This is a genomic window from Ensifer sp. 38_S197, assembly GCF_056924495.1.
Genome location: NZ_JBXOVZ010000002.1, coordinates 3,963,050 through 3,978,103 on the forward strand (window position 1 = coordinate 3,963,050; position 15,054 = coordinate 3,978,103).

Here is a 15,054-nt window from a genome sequence, read left to right on the forward strand (position 1 = left end):
CTCCTCCTTCCCGTCAGTTTGTCTTTTGTTTTTCACTTGAGCATCCCGCTCGCGAGCGGAGAAGATGCTCTGGAATCTAACAACCGGGGCGGCCTTTGTTCATTTGAACGCACGGCGCTCCAGCCAGTCCCGGATCAGCATTCTATAGCGTTCGCCGGAAAAGCTCGGAAAATGTCCGCCATGAACGATACGCGCGGGGATCGCGAGCAGCCGTTCCATCGACGCCAGGTAGTCGTCGGCGTTGGAATGATAGGTATCCTCGATCAGCGGGCCGTCGTAGAGGATGTCGCCCGAGAAGAGCACGCCGGTTTTCGCCTCGAAGAGCGCAATGCCACCGGGCGAATGGCCGGGCGTGTGGATCACCTCGAAGACCCGATCGCCGAGATCGATATGGTCGCCGTCTTCCAAGAACCGCGTCGCCGGCGCCGCCTTCACCGCATAGGTGGTGGAGGCATAGGGCTCGGGCGGCAGCGCGTCGAAGATCTCGTCGGCCACATAGGGATCGGCGAGCGTGTTCTTGCGGGTCGGATGGGCGAGAAGATCCGCCTCGGCAGCGTGCACGCAGCGGCAGTCGAATTCGTGATGGCAGCCGATGTGATCGAAATGGGTGTGACTGGCGACGGCGGTCAGAGCACGCTCGGTGACGAGCGGCACCCATTCTCTGAGCGACACGACGCCCATGCCGCTGTCGACGAGCATGTCCCGGTCGCGGCCACGCACATGCCAGATGTTGCAGCGATAGAATTCCTGGATGTAGGGCTCGTCAATGGCGGTGACGTCGTCGTCGAGCCGTCTCACCCGATACCAGTCCTGATGGGCAATTCTCCGCATCGCGCTACGCATGTCCTGTGGCAGGCAAGGCTACGACGTCGGCGGCGCGCACCGCAAGCGGCACAATTTCGCCCTCGCGCACGCTTGCCGATTGCGGCAGATGAGCGACCAGGGCTCCGGTATCCGTGGCGCACGGCTGCAGATGGCAGCGATAATGCGTGCCGAAAAAGGCGCTGCCCGCAACGCGGGCTTCGCCGAGCGTCACGGTCGGCCCTTCCGCCCGATCGTCGGCGCGGAAATGTTCCGGCCGAATTGTGAGCGTAATGCGGTCGCCGGCCTTCGGCGCGGATGCGGTGAAATTATCAGCCGGAAGCGCCAGGTTGCCGAGCGCGGTTTCGACCCGGGCGGAACTCGCATCCGCCGCCGCGACGCGCCCCGAAACGAAATTGACCTCGCCCATGAAGCCCGCCGAAAACAGCGAGCGCGGGCGCATGTAGATCTGCGACGGCGGGCCGAAATCCTCGATCCGCCCCTGGTTCATCACCACGATGCGGTCGGCAATCGCCATCGCCTCCTCCTGATCATGGGTTACATGCACGAAGGTGGTGCCGACGCGCTTTTGGATCGCCTTCAACTCGTCCTGCATCTGGCGGCGAAGTTTCAGGTCCAGCGCGCCGAGCGGCTCGTCGAGCAAAAGTACGCCCGGGTCGACAGCGAGCGCGCGGGCAAGCGCCACGCGCTGGCGTTGACCGCCGGAAAGCTCGTGCGGCCTCTTGCCGGCGGACGCCTTCAGCCCGACGAGATCGAGAAAGCCGAGCGCCTTTTCGTCACGCTCGGCCCTGGCAAGGCCACGCATCCTGAGCCCGAAGCCGACGTTGTCGGCGAGGCGCATATGCGGAAACAGCGCATAGTCCTGGAACATCGTCGTCGTCGGACGCTTCGACGGAACGACGTAGGTCATGTCCTGTCCGCCGATCGTCACGCGACCGGAAGTCGGCGACAGGAAGCCTCCGAGGATCGAGAGCAGTGTGGTCTTGCCACAGCCGGAAGGCCCGAGCAGCACGATGAACTCACCGGCGCGGATATCGAGCGAGACCGCGTCAAGGGCCGTGAAGGCACCGAAGACCTTGCTGACGTTGTCGATCGAGACGGGAGCGGTCATTGTTTTTTCGTCCTTCCGAACAGGGAAAGCTCGAGGATGAGCAGCACGGCCACCGAGGCGAGAAATACCAGCGAGCCGATGGCATTGGTCTTGGGGTTGAGGCCGGAACGCAGCATGCTCCAGATCTCGACGGGCAGCGTCACGTCGAAGCGCGACAGCAGGAAGGCGATGATGAATTCGTCCCAGCTGAAGGTGACGGAGAGGAAGAATGCAGCAAGGATCGACGGCATCAGCATCGGCGCCGTTACCAGCGCCATCACCTGGAAATCGCTGGCGCCGAGGTCGCGCGCCGCCCGCTCGATGTTGATGTGATGGTCGCCCATCGAGGCGTAGATGATGGCAAAGCAGAGCGGCAGGTTGATCACCACGTGACCGATGCCGACCGTCATCAGTGACAGCGGGATATGCAGCGCATTCATGAGCGACAGCAGGCCGAGCGCGATGATCAGGTAGCTCACCGTCATCGGCGCGATCAGCAGCCCCCGTTGCAGGGCCGAGCCCGGCAGCTTGTAGCGCGCCAGCGCATAGGCGGCGAGAAACCCGAGCAGCACCGAGATGACGGAGGAGACGAGCGCCACGGCAAGCGAATTGCCGAGCGCCGCCATCAGCTTGCGGTCGGCGAAAACCGCCCCGTACCACTGCAGCGAAAAGCCGTTGAACGGCGGCACCGGCAGGCGGCCATCCTGGAAGGAGAAGAGCACCAGTACAGCGACAGGCAGGAATATGAAGGCATAGACGAGGACGAGATAGGTCCAGGACAGGGCACTTGCGAAGATCTGGCGCACCATCGTCAGGCCCTCTCGATCTTCAGCCAGCGGGCGCAGGCGAGATAGGCAATGGTAACAGCCAGCATCAAGACGATCGACAGCGCCGCTGCCATCGGGAAATCCGCGCGGCGCCCGAGCTGCAGCATAATGATCTGCGGCAGCACCAGCTCGTTGTTGCCGCCGAGGATCTGCGGCGTGACGTAGTCGCCAATGCAGAGAACGAAGGTGAGGAAGGCGCCGGTCATGATGCCGGGGAGCGTCAGCGGCAGCACCACATGCCAGAAGGTCTGGAAAGCATTGGCACCGAGATCGGCTGCCGCGCGGCGATAGTTCGGCGAAAGCTGGATCAGGTTGGAGTAGATCGTCAGCGTCAAGAGCATGACGAAGAAATGCACGAAACCGATGACGGTGGCCGTACGGGTGCTGGCAAGCTCCAGCGGCTCGGAAATCAGGCCGATGCTCATGAACATCTGGTTGATGACGCCGTTTTTCGACAAGACCAGCAGCCAGGAATAGGAGCGCACCACGTAAGACGTCCAGAACGGCAGGATCGCCAGGATCAGTGCCATGCGCTGCAGCCGCTTCGGCACGCGCTCGGCGATGATCCAGGCCAGCGGATAGGCAAGCAGCACCGAAATCGCCGTGACGATGACGGTGATTTCCAGCGAATTGACGAGGCCCTGGAAGAGCGCGTTCTCGGAGAAGAAACGCGTATAGTTGTCGAAGTTCCAAACGCGGACGAGATCCCGCCCTTCTCGCTTCCAGAGGCTCATCGCGGCCATGAAGGCAAAAGGGACGACGAAGAAGGCGATAGTCCACAAAAGCGCCGGCGCGACGAAACTCCAGGCCTTGCGCCGGTCCGCGTCTTCGAGCGCTGTCGCTGATGTCAAGGTTCCGGCGTCTGCCATGGCTATCCCGGGCTCAAGGGTTGCGGGCACGTTTGGCCCCCGGCCGCCGCAGCGGCTCAAAAACGAAGATCAGGCGAGCGCGGCGCTAACCACGCCCGCGTCCATGATTACTGCTGCAGCATCTCCGTCCAGGCGTCCTGGAACTGCTGGTCGAGTTCGGCCGACGGGATCGGATAGAGCTGGGTCTTCTTCAGGTACTCCGCCTGCTGGTCGAAGCGTAGCGCCGTCTTCTGCTGGTCGGTGAGGTGCTCGCCCGCCTTGGCATTGGCCGGCATGGCCCAGTAGCAGGAAGAGGTGGCAAGCCGTGCCTGGCCCTCCGGGCTCAGGATGTACTGCACGAACTTCAGCGCCAGGTCCTGCTTGGTCGAATCCTTCATCACGCCGATCGACTGCGCCCAGCGTACCGCGCCCTGTTCGGGAATGGTCCAGTCGAGGCTCGGCTTGTCGGCAGAAAGGACGGCGGTGATCCACTCGCCGCCGCCGACGAGAATGTCGACCTCGCCGGTCGCAAGCGCCGTCTGCGAGGAGACGACGTCGCTCACCTGCTTCGACACGGCGCGCATCGCCGCGAGCTTTTCCTTGATCGCCGGCATGTCCGCTTCGCTGAGCTCTGCGGTCTTCTTGCCGAGGCCAAGCCCAACGAGACCGATCATCGGCAGGTAATAATCATAGAGCGCGATGCGGCCCTTGTACTTGTCCGACCAGATGATCGACAGGTCCTGCATGTCCTTCGGATCGACCTTGGTCTTGTCGTAGGAAATCGTGTTGTAGCCGAACTTCTCGGTGACGGCGTAGATCTTGCCGTCCTTAGTGTTGTTCGCCTCCATGCGCACTTCCGGGAAGATGTCAGTGGTCGGCAGCGCATCGGCAGGCATTTCGGCGAGCAGGTCGAGATCGATCGCACGATGAACATCGACGCCGTCGATGACGAGCACATCCCAGTCGCCCGGCTGCGACTGATCGAGGATCGAGAGCCCTGCCCCGGTGCCCTCGTAAACCTTGACGTTCACCTTGACGTCGTTGGCCTTCTCGAACGGCTCCAGCAGTGCCGGATCGGTGTGGTCGCACCAGACGAGCGCATTGAGCTCTTCCTGGGCAAAAACCGGCGCGGGCGCTGCGGCCGTCGACAGGGCCGCGATCGCGATTGCCGCCGTGGAGGAGAAAAAACGGCGCAGGCGCGCACCGTCACGAACTGACTGCATCATGCTGTTGCCCTCTTGTTTTGACGCTCGTTCCGGCGTCTTCAAAAAAAGATTGAATGAATTCATTTTTTAAGTCAATCTCAATTTTGAACCAATTCATAATTCGGGGAAACATCAGATGACGGGACTGCGCGCACGGCAAAAGGCCGATCGGAACCGGCGTATTCTCGACGCTGCCGCCGCGCTTTTTCGCGAAGTCGGTTATGACAGCGCGCGCATCGAGGACATTGCCGAACGCGCCGAGATCTCGGTCGGAACCTTCTACAACTACTACGAAAACAAGGGCGACATCTTGCTTGCCACCGTGTCGATGGAAGTCGAGGAAGTGCTCGCCGCCGGACGCTCGATCGTCGACAATCCGCCCGCCTCCGTCATGGGCGCGCTCGATGCGTTGATCGGCGAATATTACGACCACTCGCTCTATTATCTCAGCAAGGAGATGTGGCGCACGGCCATGGCGATCGCCATCCAGCAGCCGGAAAGCCCGTTCAGCAAACGCTACACAGACCTCGATCGCCGGCTCTGCGAACAGATCTCGACCCTGATCCTCAAGCTGAAGGCCAAGGGAGTCGTCGCCATCGACGTCGATGTCGAAGCGGTCGGCGAGATGTTCTTCAACAATCTCAACATGATGTTCACCGAGTTCGCCAAGCGCGAGACGATGTCGCTCGACGACCTGAAGGCGCGCGTTTCCCGCCAGAACCGGCCGCTGGCGACGCTGATCGCGGCACGCTGACCATCAAAAAAGACAAGCCGGAACGAGCTTCGCTCGATATCAAAAGGGGAACCCATGTCAGATCTCGAACAGTCGGTGCTTGCGGCTGCCGATCACCTGGTCGAAGCCTTCGCACGGCACGACCGGACCGCCTACTTCTCTGCCTTTGCACCAAACGCCAGCTTCATTTTCCATACGCTCGACCGGCCGCTGACGAGCCGCGCCGAATATGAAGCGGAATGGTCGCTTTGGGAGGAACGCGACGGTTTTCTCGTACGCGCCTGCCGATCGAGCGAGCGGCACGTCCAGGTGATGGACAATGTCGCGGTCTTCACCCACCGCGTCGAGACCGAACTGGAATTCAATGGAGAGCCGACGACCGCGGATGAACGGGAAACGATCGTGTTCGAGCGGATAGCATCAGGAAAATGGCTCGCCGTGCACGAACATCTGTCACGGCATGGCTGAAGACCAGCCTCAGAATGCGCCGATGACCACGGCGCTGACGAAGGAAAAGGCGGCAACGATGGCGATTGCGTGGGGAACCAGGTGAACATGCGAGCGGCGTTGCGGTGTCGTCCCGGAAAGACCGTAGCGGGATTGGATCATCGGTTTCGCAGCGTTCATCGCGTCTCTCCGTTCCTGCGAGGGTTTTAGCCTCTCGACTATCCTCTTTTCCTATATTCTCCATTGAGTTTATAGATATCATTTTTCGCAAATTGCCCGGATCGTAAAAAATCGGTTCGGCGCAGCAGAAGCCATCAATGCCGGTTTCGATTGCGCTCCTTCAGGTGCTTGGACCAGCTCTCGCTGAACCACGGCGTCAGCAGCGAAACGTCGGAAGCGCGGTGCGAGCGCGTCAGCGCACTGTCGGTTTCGACACAGGTCCAGACGGTGAAGGCGGTCAATTCGTGTTTGCCGAAGGTCTGGATCAGCGGAATATCCGCGGCGTCACGGCCGCGGGCGACCGCGATGCGCCCTGCCCGTCGCTGGTTGTTCTTGGCGTCGAACACATGCCAGCGATCACCAAGAAAGACCTCGAACCAGGCGTTGAAGTCCATCGGCGCCGGATTGTCGCTCTTCGGTATGTCGGCCATGTAGCCGTTCACATATCGCGCCGGCATGTTCATGCAGCGGCAGAAGGTTATCGCCAGATGCGCATAGTCGCGACTGACGCCGACGCGATCCTCATGGGCTTCGAGCGCCGTACGCATCGCCTGGGCATAGCCGTAGCTGAAGACGAGCCGCTCGTGGACATAGTCCGAGATTGCCTGAACGCGCTCCCAGCCGGCCGGCACGTCGCCGAACAAGCGCCAGGCAAGCGCCCCCAGCCGGTCCGTTTCGCAGTAACGGCTGGCGGCGAGATAGGGTAGCCACGCCGCAGGAAGATTTTCGACCGGCACCGCTTCTGCCAGCGGGTCTGAGGCATCGAGCCTGCCATCGTCCTCGATGACCGCATCATAGGACAGCTTGAAATCGCCTTCAGGCACCGTCATCCGCAGACAGTTGTTGCCATGCGGATCGGTAATCTGCTCCATCTTCACCAGCGGCGAAGACACCGGGCCATGCTCGCGGCGAAGGGTCTCTCGCCGCTCGGGCACCACGGAAAGATAGGTCATCATCGGAGTCGGTTGCGGACAGCGTATGCCGATCTCATAACCAAAGCGCACGAACATCTGAGACCTCCCAGGATCAACCGGGAGTCAAATGCTCCCCGCCGGTCTTGCCCGCGGGAATGCGGGCCCTCCTTGGTATCCGTTGGCATGCGGCCACCCCACAGGCTGGCCGCATGCCAAAGATGCAACGGGCCCTTCTAGCGGGCGAGCCGATGCCCTACAGCGCTGCGCGTCTTCTCAGACGCGCAGGTCGCTGTAGCACTTTGAATCGCTGCATGTCATTATCCTTAAATCGGCGACGATTTAAGGAAACATGCAGTAGAGGCTTGATAGTAGCGCAACGGCCGGCGAGGCGGAATTGCGCTCCGCGGGAAATCGATTTTCCGACTCGCGCGCAAGGGGCGCGGCCCACCTTCATGGCAAGCCGCCCCTTCACGGAGCGTCGGTCTTTCGCCCTACAATCCGACCGCATCCTTGAACTGGTACCACCAGGAGCCGATCGTCGAATATTGCGCGCGGAACATGCGCCCGCCCGGGAATGGATACCAGGGCAGCTTCGCGAAGACGTCGTAGCGTGTGGTGTCGCCATCGATCGCCTCGGCGAGCGTGCGGCCGAAGAGGTGTGAACCGGTGACGCCGTGGCCGCTGTAACCGTGGGCGAAGTAGGTATTAGAACCGATCCGGCCCATCTGCGGCACGCGCGTGAAGGAGAGCGCGAAGTTGCCGCTCCAGGCGTAGTCGATCTTAACCCCCTTGAGCTCTGGGAAGACCTTTTCGAGGTTGGGTTTGAGCTTCGCAACCACATCGGCCGGATCGGTGCCGCCATAGACAGTGCCGCCGCCGAAGATCATCCGCTTGTCGGCCGAGAGCCGGAAATAGTCGAGGATATAGCGCACGTCCTCGACGCACATGTCGCTCGGGATCAGCGAATGGGCAAGCTCCTCGCCGAGCGGCGCCGTGGTGATCATCTGCGTCGAGACAGGCATGACGCGCGAGACGAGCTTCGGCACCGCGTCGCCGAGATAGGCATTGCCGCAGAGCACGACGATGCGCGCCGAAACCTCGCCGGCGTCGGTATAGACGACCGGCCGCGCTGCCTCGTGATCAACCCGCGTCACGGGTGATTGTTCATAGATGGTCCCGCCAATACTTTCGAACGCGCGCGCCTCACCGAGCACCAGATTGAGCGGATGCATGTGACCGCCGGTCGTATCGAGCATGCCGCCGCAATAGGCATCCGATCTGACCAGCTTGCGGAGCGCTTCGCGGTCGAGAAGCTGGTGGTCGTCCATGCCGTATTTGCGCCAGAGCGCCTGCTTGGCTTCGAGCTCCTTCATATGCGCAGGCGTATAGGCGGCATATATGTTGCCCGGCTTCAGGTCGCAGTCGATCTGATACTGGCTGACGAGGCGGCGGATGATCTTGCCGCCCTCCTGCACCAGCCCGCCGATGAAGCGCGCCGCATCCTCGCCATAGCGGCGCTGGATGGTCGACAGGCTGGCATTGAGGCCGTTGACGACCTGGCCGCCATTGCGCCCCGATGCGCCCCAGCCGACCTGCGCACCCTCGACGACGACCACCTTGTAGCCCTTCTCGGCAAGATGGATCGCCGTCGACAGGCCGGAGTAACCGGCACCGACGACGCAGATGTCGGTCTCGACCCGGCCCTGAAGCCGGACGGGCGTGCGGATGATGTTGCGGGAGGCGGCGTAGTAGCTGGTCGGGTAACTGCCGTCGCCGGCATAGGATTTCTGTTTGGTAAGCATCAGACGATTTCCAGATAGGCGCTGAATTCGTAATCCGTGACCTGCTCGGCAAAGCCTGCGATCTCCTGGCGTTTGCAGGCGATCAGCATCGAACGCAGCACGGGGTCGAAGATGTCGGCGGCGATCGGTCCTGCCTCGAAGCTATCGACCGCCTGCCCCCATTCCGAGGGAATTTTGGGCAGTTTCTCCGCTGCATAGGCCCGACCCGAAACCGGCGCCGGCGGCTTCCACTTGTTGCGGATGCCGACGAGTGCGGCGCCGAGGATCGCGGCGATGACGAGATAGGGATTGGCGTCTGCGCCGGCGACGCGATGTTCGATGCGGCGCGCATTGGGGTTGCCGCCGGGAATACGGATCGCCGACGTGCGGTTCTCGTAACCCCAGCAGACGGCCGTCGGCGCATGCGTGTCCGGCCGGAGCCGCCGGTAGGAATTGAAATGCGGCGCAAAGAGCAGGGTCGTCTCTGCCATGCCGCGCAGAAGGCCGGCAACGGCGTGCTTCAGCACCGGAGAACCTTCGTCACTTCCGTCGTTGAAGACGTTGTTGCCCTCCGCGTCGAGCAGGCTGAAATGGATGTGCATGCCGTTGCCCGAACGGGTGCCGTAGGGCTTGGCCATGAAGGTGGCGGCGAGTCCGTGCTTGCGCGCCACACCCTTGACGATGCGCTTGAAGAAGATGGCGTCGTCGGCCGCTTTCAGGGGATCGTCGGTGTGCAACAGGTTGATCTCGAACTGGCCGATGCCATTCTCGGCGATCGCCGCGTCCGCCGGTACGTTCTGCCGGGCGCATTCCTTGTAGACATCGGAGAAGAACTCGCCGAAATCGTCGAGTTCGTCGATCGAGAGGATCGCGTCGGAATCGAGCCGCTTGCCGGTATAGGGCGAGATCGGCGGCACCGCGCTGTCCGGCTCCGGATCGATCAGATAGAATTCAAGCTCAGTCGCGACGACGGGGCGAAGGCCGAGTTCCTGGTATTCGCGCACGACCGCCGCCAGCGCCTGGCGCGGATCGGCAAGGAACGGCTTGCCGTCCTCGAGTTGCAGCCAGAGCGGCACCAGTGCGCTCGGCCGTGACGTCCAGTTGACCGGCAGCGCGCCGCGGCCGGTGACGCCGCAGATGCCGTCGCGGTCACCGCTCGCAAACACCTGCTCGCTGTTGATTATGTCCTCACCCCAGACGTCGACGCCAACGATCGAGAGCGGCATGCGGATGCCGCCGCCCAACACCTTCGCCGCCTGCTCCACGGGTACGCGTTTGCCACGCATAATGCCGTTGAGGTCGCAAACGACGGCTTGAATGCTTTCGATCGGCCCGTTCTGCTCGAGCCATGCCTTGAATGCGCTGGGATCTTCCGCGTCGAGCGACATATCGCAAATCTCTTTTTGTGATCACATTATCAGAAAGTTGACATAATTCAGGAATTGGAGTCAAGCATGAGCGATGCTATCAGGCATGTGACGTAGAGCGGGGCGCCGGAAAGTGTATGCGGCTCGCATCCCGCTCCCACCGTGGACCAGGCAGAAGGACATGTGCATTTGAAACCGCTTGTTTTGCCGCCACTTGCGCGACCCGACGGCATGACGACACACGACTACGCCTTCAACCGGTTGCGCCAGGCGATCATGGTTGGCGCTTTCCGCCCCGGCACCTCTGTCACCATCCGTGGCCTTGCCGAAGCGCTCGAAAGCAGCCCGACGCCCGTGCGCGAGGCGCTGCGCCAGTTGACCTCGATCGGCGCGCTGCAGTTCCTGGAAAACCGCCGCATCGTCGTGCCGCACATTACACCCGCCCGTTTCGAGGAGCTGATCTCGCTGCGCATCGCGCTCGAAAGCCATGCCGCCCGCCGGGCTGTCGCCCATCTTTCCGAGCGCCAGATCGAAAATATCACGGCGATCGACGATAGCATCGAGACGGAAATCCGCAGGGGCGACAAGGTGGCCGCCCTGATCGCCAATCAGGCGTTTCACCGCAAGATCTACACGGCCAATCCCGATCCGGTGGCCATGCCGCTGATCGAGAGTGTTTGGCTACAGCTCGGCCCCATCCTCGGGATTGCCATGGAACACGTCACCGAACTCTATGTGGTGGACCGGCATCGTGAGGCGATCGAGGCGCTTCGGCGGCGCGACGAAGAGGCCGTCGCCGATGCGATCGCCGCCGACATCAGGGAGGGCATCGGCGGCTTCGACCAGCAGGCGGTCGCGCGTCTCCTGCGATTGGCCGCCTGACTTGCCGCCGGCATCGCTGACCCACAAATTTTAGTGTGACTAAAATTCTATATTGACAATGCCGGTGCACCGCACCAAAGTCTTGCAAATACAAATGCATAGCGCCGGAAAGAGCCCGACTTTCCGAGCCTGTGCGCGCGCATTCGAGGGGGAGGAGACCGCTTGAAGAGCCAGAGATCCGTAACCCGGGGCAACACCTGCGCCGGCCTCAAGCATTCCCCATAGACACTTCGCGCCGAACCGTTCGGCGCTGTCCTCCATCCGCCCGTCAACCAGCTACGTGAATGACGTTCGGCATCCCATTGCCTCCAACAAGACAGGAAACCCCATGACGGAACTCACCAAGACCCGTTTTGCCGCACTCCGCCGCAAGATGGCCGAAAGCGATGTCGGCCTCATCGCACTCGCGCCCGGATCGCACATGGATTGGCTGATCGGCTACCATCCGCATCCGGACGAGCGGCCCTGCCTGCTCTTGATCGGCCCGGAAAAGGAGGCTTTCCTGATGCCGGCGCTCAACGCCGAAGGCACGCGCGAACACACCGACATCGCCTTCCACAACTGGGCCGATGACGAAGGCCCGGCCGCTGCCCTGACGGCGGCACTCGCCGATATCGGCGCCGAAAGGCCCGGCCGCGTCGTGCTCGACGAAACCATGCGCGCCGATTTCGCACTGCTGCTGATCGATGCCCTGCCGGAAGATACCGCTCGCGAGTTCACGCCGGCAACGCTTGGCAGCCTTCGCATGCGCAAGGACAAAACCGAATACGAACTCCTGAAGATGAACGCCGGCATTGCCGACCGCGCCATGCAGACGGCGTTTTCGAAGATCCGCCCCGGCATGACCGAGAAGGAACTGGCCGCCGAAATCCGCAGACATTTCTCCTCCGAAGGCGCGGCACCGGCCTTCTGGATCGTCGGCGCCGGCGGCAACGGCGCTTTCCCGCATCACTCGGCAAGCGAGCGGGTGATCGAGGAAGGCGATGCGGTCGTGATCGACATCGGCGGCCGCAAGCAGGGCTTCCCGAGCGACATCACCCGCATGGCGATCGTCGGCCGCGCGCCCGAGGGATACGGCCAGATCCACACCATCGTTGAAAAGGCCGTGCAGGCCGCGATGAAAGCCGCACGCCCTGGCGTGCCCGCCAAGGACGTGGATGCCGCCGCCCGGAAAGTAATCAGCGATGCCGGCTATGGCGAATACTTCGTGCACCGCACCGGTCACGGCATGGGCATCGACGGCCACGAGCCGCCCTACATCACCGCAACCTCGGAAACGGTGCTGGAAGAGGGCATGGTCTTCTCGATCGAGCCCGGCATCTACCTGCCCGGCCGCTTCGGCATCCGCCTGGAGGATATCGTCATCCTGCGCGAAGACGGGCCGGAGGTCCTTTCCTCGCTCTCCCGCGAAGTTCACGTCGCCAAGGTCTAAGGCTCTTCCAGGAAAAGTGTGAAACGGTTTTCCGCCTGGAATTGCGACGTTTCGGAAAGTCAGCTCATTTCACTTCACTGTTTCGACGAAACATGAAATTCGCGGCGCCTTCGGGCGCCGCTCTTCTTTGCCATTCCCTTACCGGCCTGGCTATTGGGTCGGTCGCTTGCGCGGCTTCGGCATCGCGCTCCCGGCACCCTCCTTGCCGCGGCGAGGACTAGAGACTGGTTCGCGCTGCTCGACGGGCGGCCAGATCCAGTAATAGCCATAGGGCTTGCGCCGGATTCCCTCGTAATACTCGCCCTTTCTGGTGCGCATCTGCGCTTCGGCCTCGCCCGCGACCGTCACCACGATGAAGAACGCGCCGAACACGGCTGCCATCACGAACAGACATTCCGATTTCATCATCACCAAACTCCTTACCTCCATGTCTACGCCGGGAGCGCACGCGGTCAACACCTGCGCGTCCATCAGTTCCTGCTTGACGATCTCCGCCGCCGTGGTCATAGTGCTCAGATGTCAGACCAATTTGGCCTCTGGGAGGAAGCCGAATGAGTGAACCGGCAAGAGTGGCGCTGATGCCCCTGCCCCCGGCCGACCGGGCCCAGCAGGTGATTGCTGCGTTGGCTGACTACATCGAACAATCGGGCCTGAAACCCGGCGAACGCCTGCCGGCGGAGCGCGAGCTGATGACGGCTCTGGCCGTCGGCCGCTCCACCATCCGCGAAGTCATCCGCCACTTCCAGGCGCTCGGCGTTGTCGAGGCGCGCAAGGGCAGCGGCACCTATCTCCTGCGCACAATCTCCGGTGCCACCGTCCATATGCCGCTCACCCTCGACGCCGCGCATCTGCGCGACGTGCTCTTGATGACGCTCGAGGTCCGCCGCGGCATCGAGGTCGAGGCCAACATGCTCGCGGCCCGCCGGCGCACCGACGAAGACCTGAAGATCATCGAAACGAAGCTCGACGAGATGGAGCGGGTGCATATCGCCAAGGGCACGTCGGGTCCGGAAGACCTCGCCTTCCACCTGGCGATCTACGACGCCACGCACAATCCGCTCTTCCGCCAGCTTCTCGAACAGATGCGCGAGGCCTTCGAGCGCTTCTGGGACGAACCGTTCGACCGGTCGGACTTCGCCCGCCGCTCCTTCCCGTTCCACCGCACCCTCTTCAACGCGATTGCGGCTCAGGATCCTGACACCGCGCGCGAAGAAACGCTGAAAATCCTCGCGATCGTTGAGGAAGACATCAAGGAAATGTCCAAATGACCTACGGCCTCGATCCGTTCGACCACGCCTCGCTGATCGTCGCGCATGACGAAGGCAACGCCTTCGATGCCGTCGTGCCGCCGATCGTGCAGACCTCGCTCTTCACCTTCAAGGACTACGACGACATGGTCGCCTCCTACCGGGGCGAGCGCGTGCGGCCGATCTATACCCGCGGCCTCAATCCGACGGTACGCATGTTCGAGGAGATGCTGGCGAAACTCGAAGGCGGCGAAGACGCGATCGGTTTTGCCAGCGGCATGTCGGCGATCTCCTCCACCGTGCTTTCCTTCGTCGAGCCGGGCGACCGCATCGTCGCCGTCAACCACGTCTATCCCGATGCCTTCCGCCTGTTCGGTACGCATCTGAAGCGCATGAAGATCGAGGTAACCTATGTCGACGGCCGCGACGAGGAAGCGGTCGCGAAAGCGCTGCCGGGCGCCAAGCTCTTCTACATGGAGAGCCCGACGAGCTGGGTGATGGATACCCATGACGTCGCCGCACTTACCCGCCTCGCCAAGGACCAGGGCATCATCACCGCGATCGACAACAGTTGGGCGAGCCCGATCTTCCAGCGGCCCATCTCGCTCGGCGTCGACCTCGTCATCCATTCGGCGTCCAAATATCTCAGTGGCCACTCGGACGTCGTCGCCGGTGTCGTCACCGGATCGAAGGAACTGATCGGCCGTATCCGCTCCGAAGCCTATCCCTATCTCGGCGGCAAGCTCTCGCCCTTCGACGCCTGGCTCTTGATCCGGGGCCTGCGCACCCTGCCGATCCGCATGAGATCGCATGAGCGCTCGGCGCTTGAAGTCGCGCGGCGGCTGCAGGCCCATCCGCTGGTCGAAACGGTCTGCCATCCCGGCCTCGGCAATACGCTGCCGCCGGGCCTTTCCGGCACCTCGGGCCTGTTCTCCTTCATCTTCCGCGAGGGCGTCGACGTCAGGCGCTTCGCGGATCATCTCGAACTCTTCAAGCTCGGCGTTTCCTGGGGCGGACATGAAAGCCTCATCGTGCCGGGCGAAGTCGTGCTGTCGCAGAAAGCCCAGCCCAATTCCGCAGCCGCCTTCGGCATCTCGCCGCGGTCGGTACGGCTCCATGTCGGCCTGGAGGGAACGGAGGCCCTCTGGAGCGATCTCGAGGCGGCGCTCGCCGTCGCTTCGACTGGCTGACAGGAGCGGGATGCAGATCCCGCTCTGCCCACTTTGAACCAAAACCAACG

16 protein-coding genes are annotated in these 15,054 nt (G+C 62.4%); 6 read left to right on the top strand and 10 right to left on the bottom strand.

The window, feature by feature from the left end; genetic code table 11:
- Positions 1–99: 99 nt before the first annotated feature.
- The 5 genes from AC1Z3V_RS32260 to AC1Z3V_RS32280 all read right to left on the bottom strand — a co-directional run bounded on the left by AC1Z3V_RS32260 (position 100) and on the right by AC1Z3V_RS32280 (position 4,813).
- Positions 100–831 (bottom strand): MBL fold metallo-hydrolase, encoded by a 732-nt coding sequence (locus AC1Z3V_RS32260; protein WP_483504058.1) that lies wholly within the window; start codon positions 829–831, stop codon positions 100–102.
- A gap of 4 nt (positions 832–835) precedes the next feature.
- The gene (locus AC1Z3V_RS32265; protein WP_483504059.1) at positions 836–1,933 is read right to left on the bottom strand and encodes an ABC transporter ATP-binding protein; all 1,098 of its coding nucleotides are present in this window, start codon (positions 1,931–1,933) and stop codon (positions 836–838) included.
- Complete coding sequence (locus AC1Z3V_RS32270; RefSeq protein WP_483504060.1) at positions 1,930–2,721, bottom strand: ABC transporter permease; 792 nt, start codon at positions 2,719–2,721, stop codon at positions 1,930–1,932. Before AC1Z3V_RS32270 ends, AC1Z3V_RS32265 begins: the two co-directional genes overlap by 4 nt.
- Positions 2,722–2,723: 2 nt before the next feature.
- Complete coding sequence (locus AC1Z3V_RS32275) at positions 2,724–3,608, bottom strand: ABC transporter permease (RefSeq protein WP_483504061.1); 885 nt, start codon at positions 3,606–3,608, stop codon at positions 2,724–2,726.
- A 107-nt stretch (positions 3,609–3,715) separates the two neighbouring features.
- A complete protein-coding gene (locus AC1Z3V_RS32280) occupies positions 3,716–4,813 on the bottom strand; it encodes an ABC transporter substrate-binding protein (RefSeq protein ID WP_483504062.1) in 1,098 nt (365 codons plus the stop codon).
- Positions 4,814–4,928: 115 nt separating this feature from the next.
- On the opposite strand from AC1Z3V_RS32280, the gene AC1Z3V_RS32285 reads away from it, so the two are divergent.
- Together AC1Z3V_RS32285 and AC1Z3V_RS32290 are read left to right on the top strand one after the other, a co-directional pair.
- Positions 4,929–5,546, top strand: a complete 618-nt coding sequence (locus AC1Z3V_RS32285) for a TetR/AcrR family transcriptional regulator (RefSeq protein ID WP_483504063.1) — start codon at positions 4,929–4,931, stop codon at positions 5,544–5,546.
- 54 nt (positions 5,547–5,600) lie between these two features.
- Entirely contained in the window at positions 5,601–5,993 is a 393-nt protein-coding gene (locus tag AC1Z3V_RS32290) for a YybH family protein (protein ID WP_429820397.1), read from the top strand.
- A gap of 9 nt (positions 5,994–6,002) precedes the next feature.
- On the opposite strand, the gene AC1Z3V_RS32295 is transcribed toward AC1Z3V_RS32290, so the two are convergent.
- The 4 genes from AC1Z3V_RS32295 to AC1Z3V_RS32310 form a co-directional block, all read right to left on the bottom strand.
- Positions 6,003–6,152, bottom strand: a complete 150-nt coding sequence (locus AC1Z3V_RS32295) for a hypothetical protein (protein ID WP_429820400.1) — start codon at positions 6,150–6,152, stop codon at positions 6,003–6,005.
- 134 nt (positions 6,153–6,286) lie between these two features.
- Entirely contained in the window at positions 6,287–7,201 is a 915-nt protein-coding gene (locus tag AC1Z3V_RS32300; RefSeq protein ID WP_483504064.1) for a transglutaminase-like domain-containing protein, read from the bottom strand.
- Between the two features lie 395 nt (positions 7,202–7,596).
- Entirely contained in the window at positions 7,597–8,910 is a 1,314-nt protein-coding gene (locus AC1Z3V_RS32305) for an NAD(P)/FAD-dependent oxidoreductase (RefSeq protein WP_483504194.1), read from the bottom strand.
- Entirely contained in the window at positions 8,907–10,274 is a 1,368-nt protein-coding gene (locus AC1Z3V_RS32310; protein ID WP_429820404.1) for a glutamine synthetase family protein, read from the bottom strand. Before AC1Z3V_RS32310 ends, AC1Z3V_RS32305 begins: the two co-directional genes overlap by 4 nt.
- A gap of 168 nt (positions 10,275–10,442) precedes the next feature.
- On the opposite strand from AC1Z3V_RS32310, the gene AC1Z3V_RS32315 reads away from it, so the two are divergent.
- Entirely contained in the window at positions 10,443–11,135 is a 693-nt protein-coding gene (locus tag AC1Z3V_RS32315; RefSeq protein WP_173517644.1) for a GntR family transcriptional regulator, read from the top strand.
- A 328-nt stretch (positions 11,136–11,463) separates the two neighbouring features.
- Positions 11,464–12,567 (top strand): M24 family metallopeptidase, encoded by a 1,104-nt coding sequence (locus AC1Z3V_RS32320; protein WP_483504065.1) that lies wholly within the window; start codon positions 11,464–11,466, stop codon positions 12,565–12,567.
- A 150-nt stretch (positions 12,568–12,717) separates the two neighbouring features.
- Here the strand turns inward: AC1Z3V_RS32320 and AC1Z3V_RS32325 are convergent, their stop codons facing one another.
- A complete protein-coding gene (locus tag AC1Z3V_RS32325; protein WP_483504066.1) occupies positions 12,718–13,074 on the bottom strand; it encodes a hypothetical protein in 357 nt (118 codons plus the stop codon).
- 44 nt (positions 13,075–13,118) lie between these two features.
- Between AC1Z3V_RS32325 and AC1Z3V_RS32330 the strand changes: the two genes are divergently transcribed.
- The gene (locus tag AC1Z3V_RS32330) at positions 13,119–13,835 is read left to right on the top strand and encodes a FadR/GntR family transcriptional regulator (RefSeq protein WP_483504067.1); all 717 of its coding nucleotides are present in this window, start codon (positions 13,119–13,121) and stop codon (positions 13,833–13,835) included.
- Positions 13,832–15,004 (top strand): PLP-dependent transferase, encoded by a 1,173-nt coding sequence (locus AC1Z3V_RS32335; RefSeq protein ID WP_483504068.1) that lies wholly within the window; start codon positions 13,832–13,834, stop codon positions 15,002–15,004. The genes AC1Z3V_RS32330 and AC1Z3V_RS32335 overlap by 4 nt, the downstream gene beginning before the upstream one ends.
- Positions 15,005–15,054: the final 50 nt, after the last annotated feature.

Bases quoted from the DNA above. Each gene is read 5' to 3' on its own strand.
- AC1Z3V_RS32295 (WP_429820400.1), bottom strand. From the start codon at position 6,152: ATGAACGCTGCGAAACCGATGATCCAATCCCGCTACGGTCTTTCCGGG.
- AC1Z3V_RS32290 (WP_429820397.1), top strand. From the start codon at position 5,601: ATGTCAGATCTCGAACAGTCGGTGCTTGCGGCTGCCGATCACCTGGTC.
- AC1Z3V_RS32330 (WP_483504067.1), top strand. From the start codon at position 13,119: ATGAGTGAACCGGCAAGAGTGGCGCTGATGCCCCTGCCCCCGGCCGAC.
- AC1Z3V_RS32275 (WP_483504061.1), bottom strand. From the start codon at position 3,608: ATGGCAGACGCCGGAACCTTGACATCAGCGACAGCGCTCGAAGACGCG.
- AC1Z3V_RS32265 (WP_483504059.1), bottom strand. From the start codon at position 1,933: ATGACCGCTCCCGTCTCGATCGACAACGTCAGCAAGGTCTTCGGTGCC.
- AC1Z3V_RS32320 (WP_483504065.1), top strand. From the start codon at position 11,464: ATGACGGAACTCACCAAGACCCGTTTTGCCGCACTCCGCCGCAAGATG.
- AC1Z3V_RS32335 (WP_483504068.1), top strand. From the start codon at position 13,832: ATGACCTACGGCCTCGATCCGTTCGACCACGCCTCGCTGATCGTCGCG.
- AC1Z3V_RS32285 (WP_483504063.1), top strand. From the start codon at position 4,929: ATGACGGGACTGCGCGCACGGCAAAAGGCCGATCGGAACCGGCGTATT.
- AC1Z3V_RS32260 (WP_483504058.1), bottom strand. From the start codon at position 831: ATGCGGAGAATTGCCCATCAGGACTGGTATCGGGTGAGACGGCTCGAC.
- AC1Z3V_RS32300 (WP_483504064.1), bottom strand. From the start codon at position 7,201: ATGTTCGTGCGCTTTGGTTATGAGATCGGCATACGCTGTCCGCAACCG.
- AC1Z3V_RS32270 (WP_483504060.1), bottom strand. From the start codon at position 2,721: ATGGTGCGCCAGATCTTCGCAAGTGCCCTGTCCTGGACCTATCTCGTC.
- AC1Z3V_RS32325 (WP_483504066.1), bottom strand. From the start codon at position 13,074: ATGACCACGGCGGCGGAGATCGTCAAGCAGGAACTGATGGACGCGCAG.
- AC1Z3V_RS32280 (WP_483504062.1), bottom strand. From the start codon at position 4,813: ATGATGCAGTCAGTTCGTGACGGTGCGCGCCTGCGCCGTTTTTTCTCC.
- AC1Z3V_RS32310 (WP_429820404.1), bottom strand. From the start codon at position 10,274: ATGTCGCTCGACGCGGAAGATCCCAGCGCATTCAAGGCATGGCTCGAG.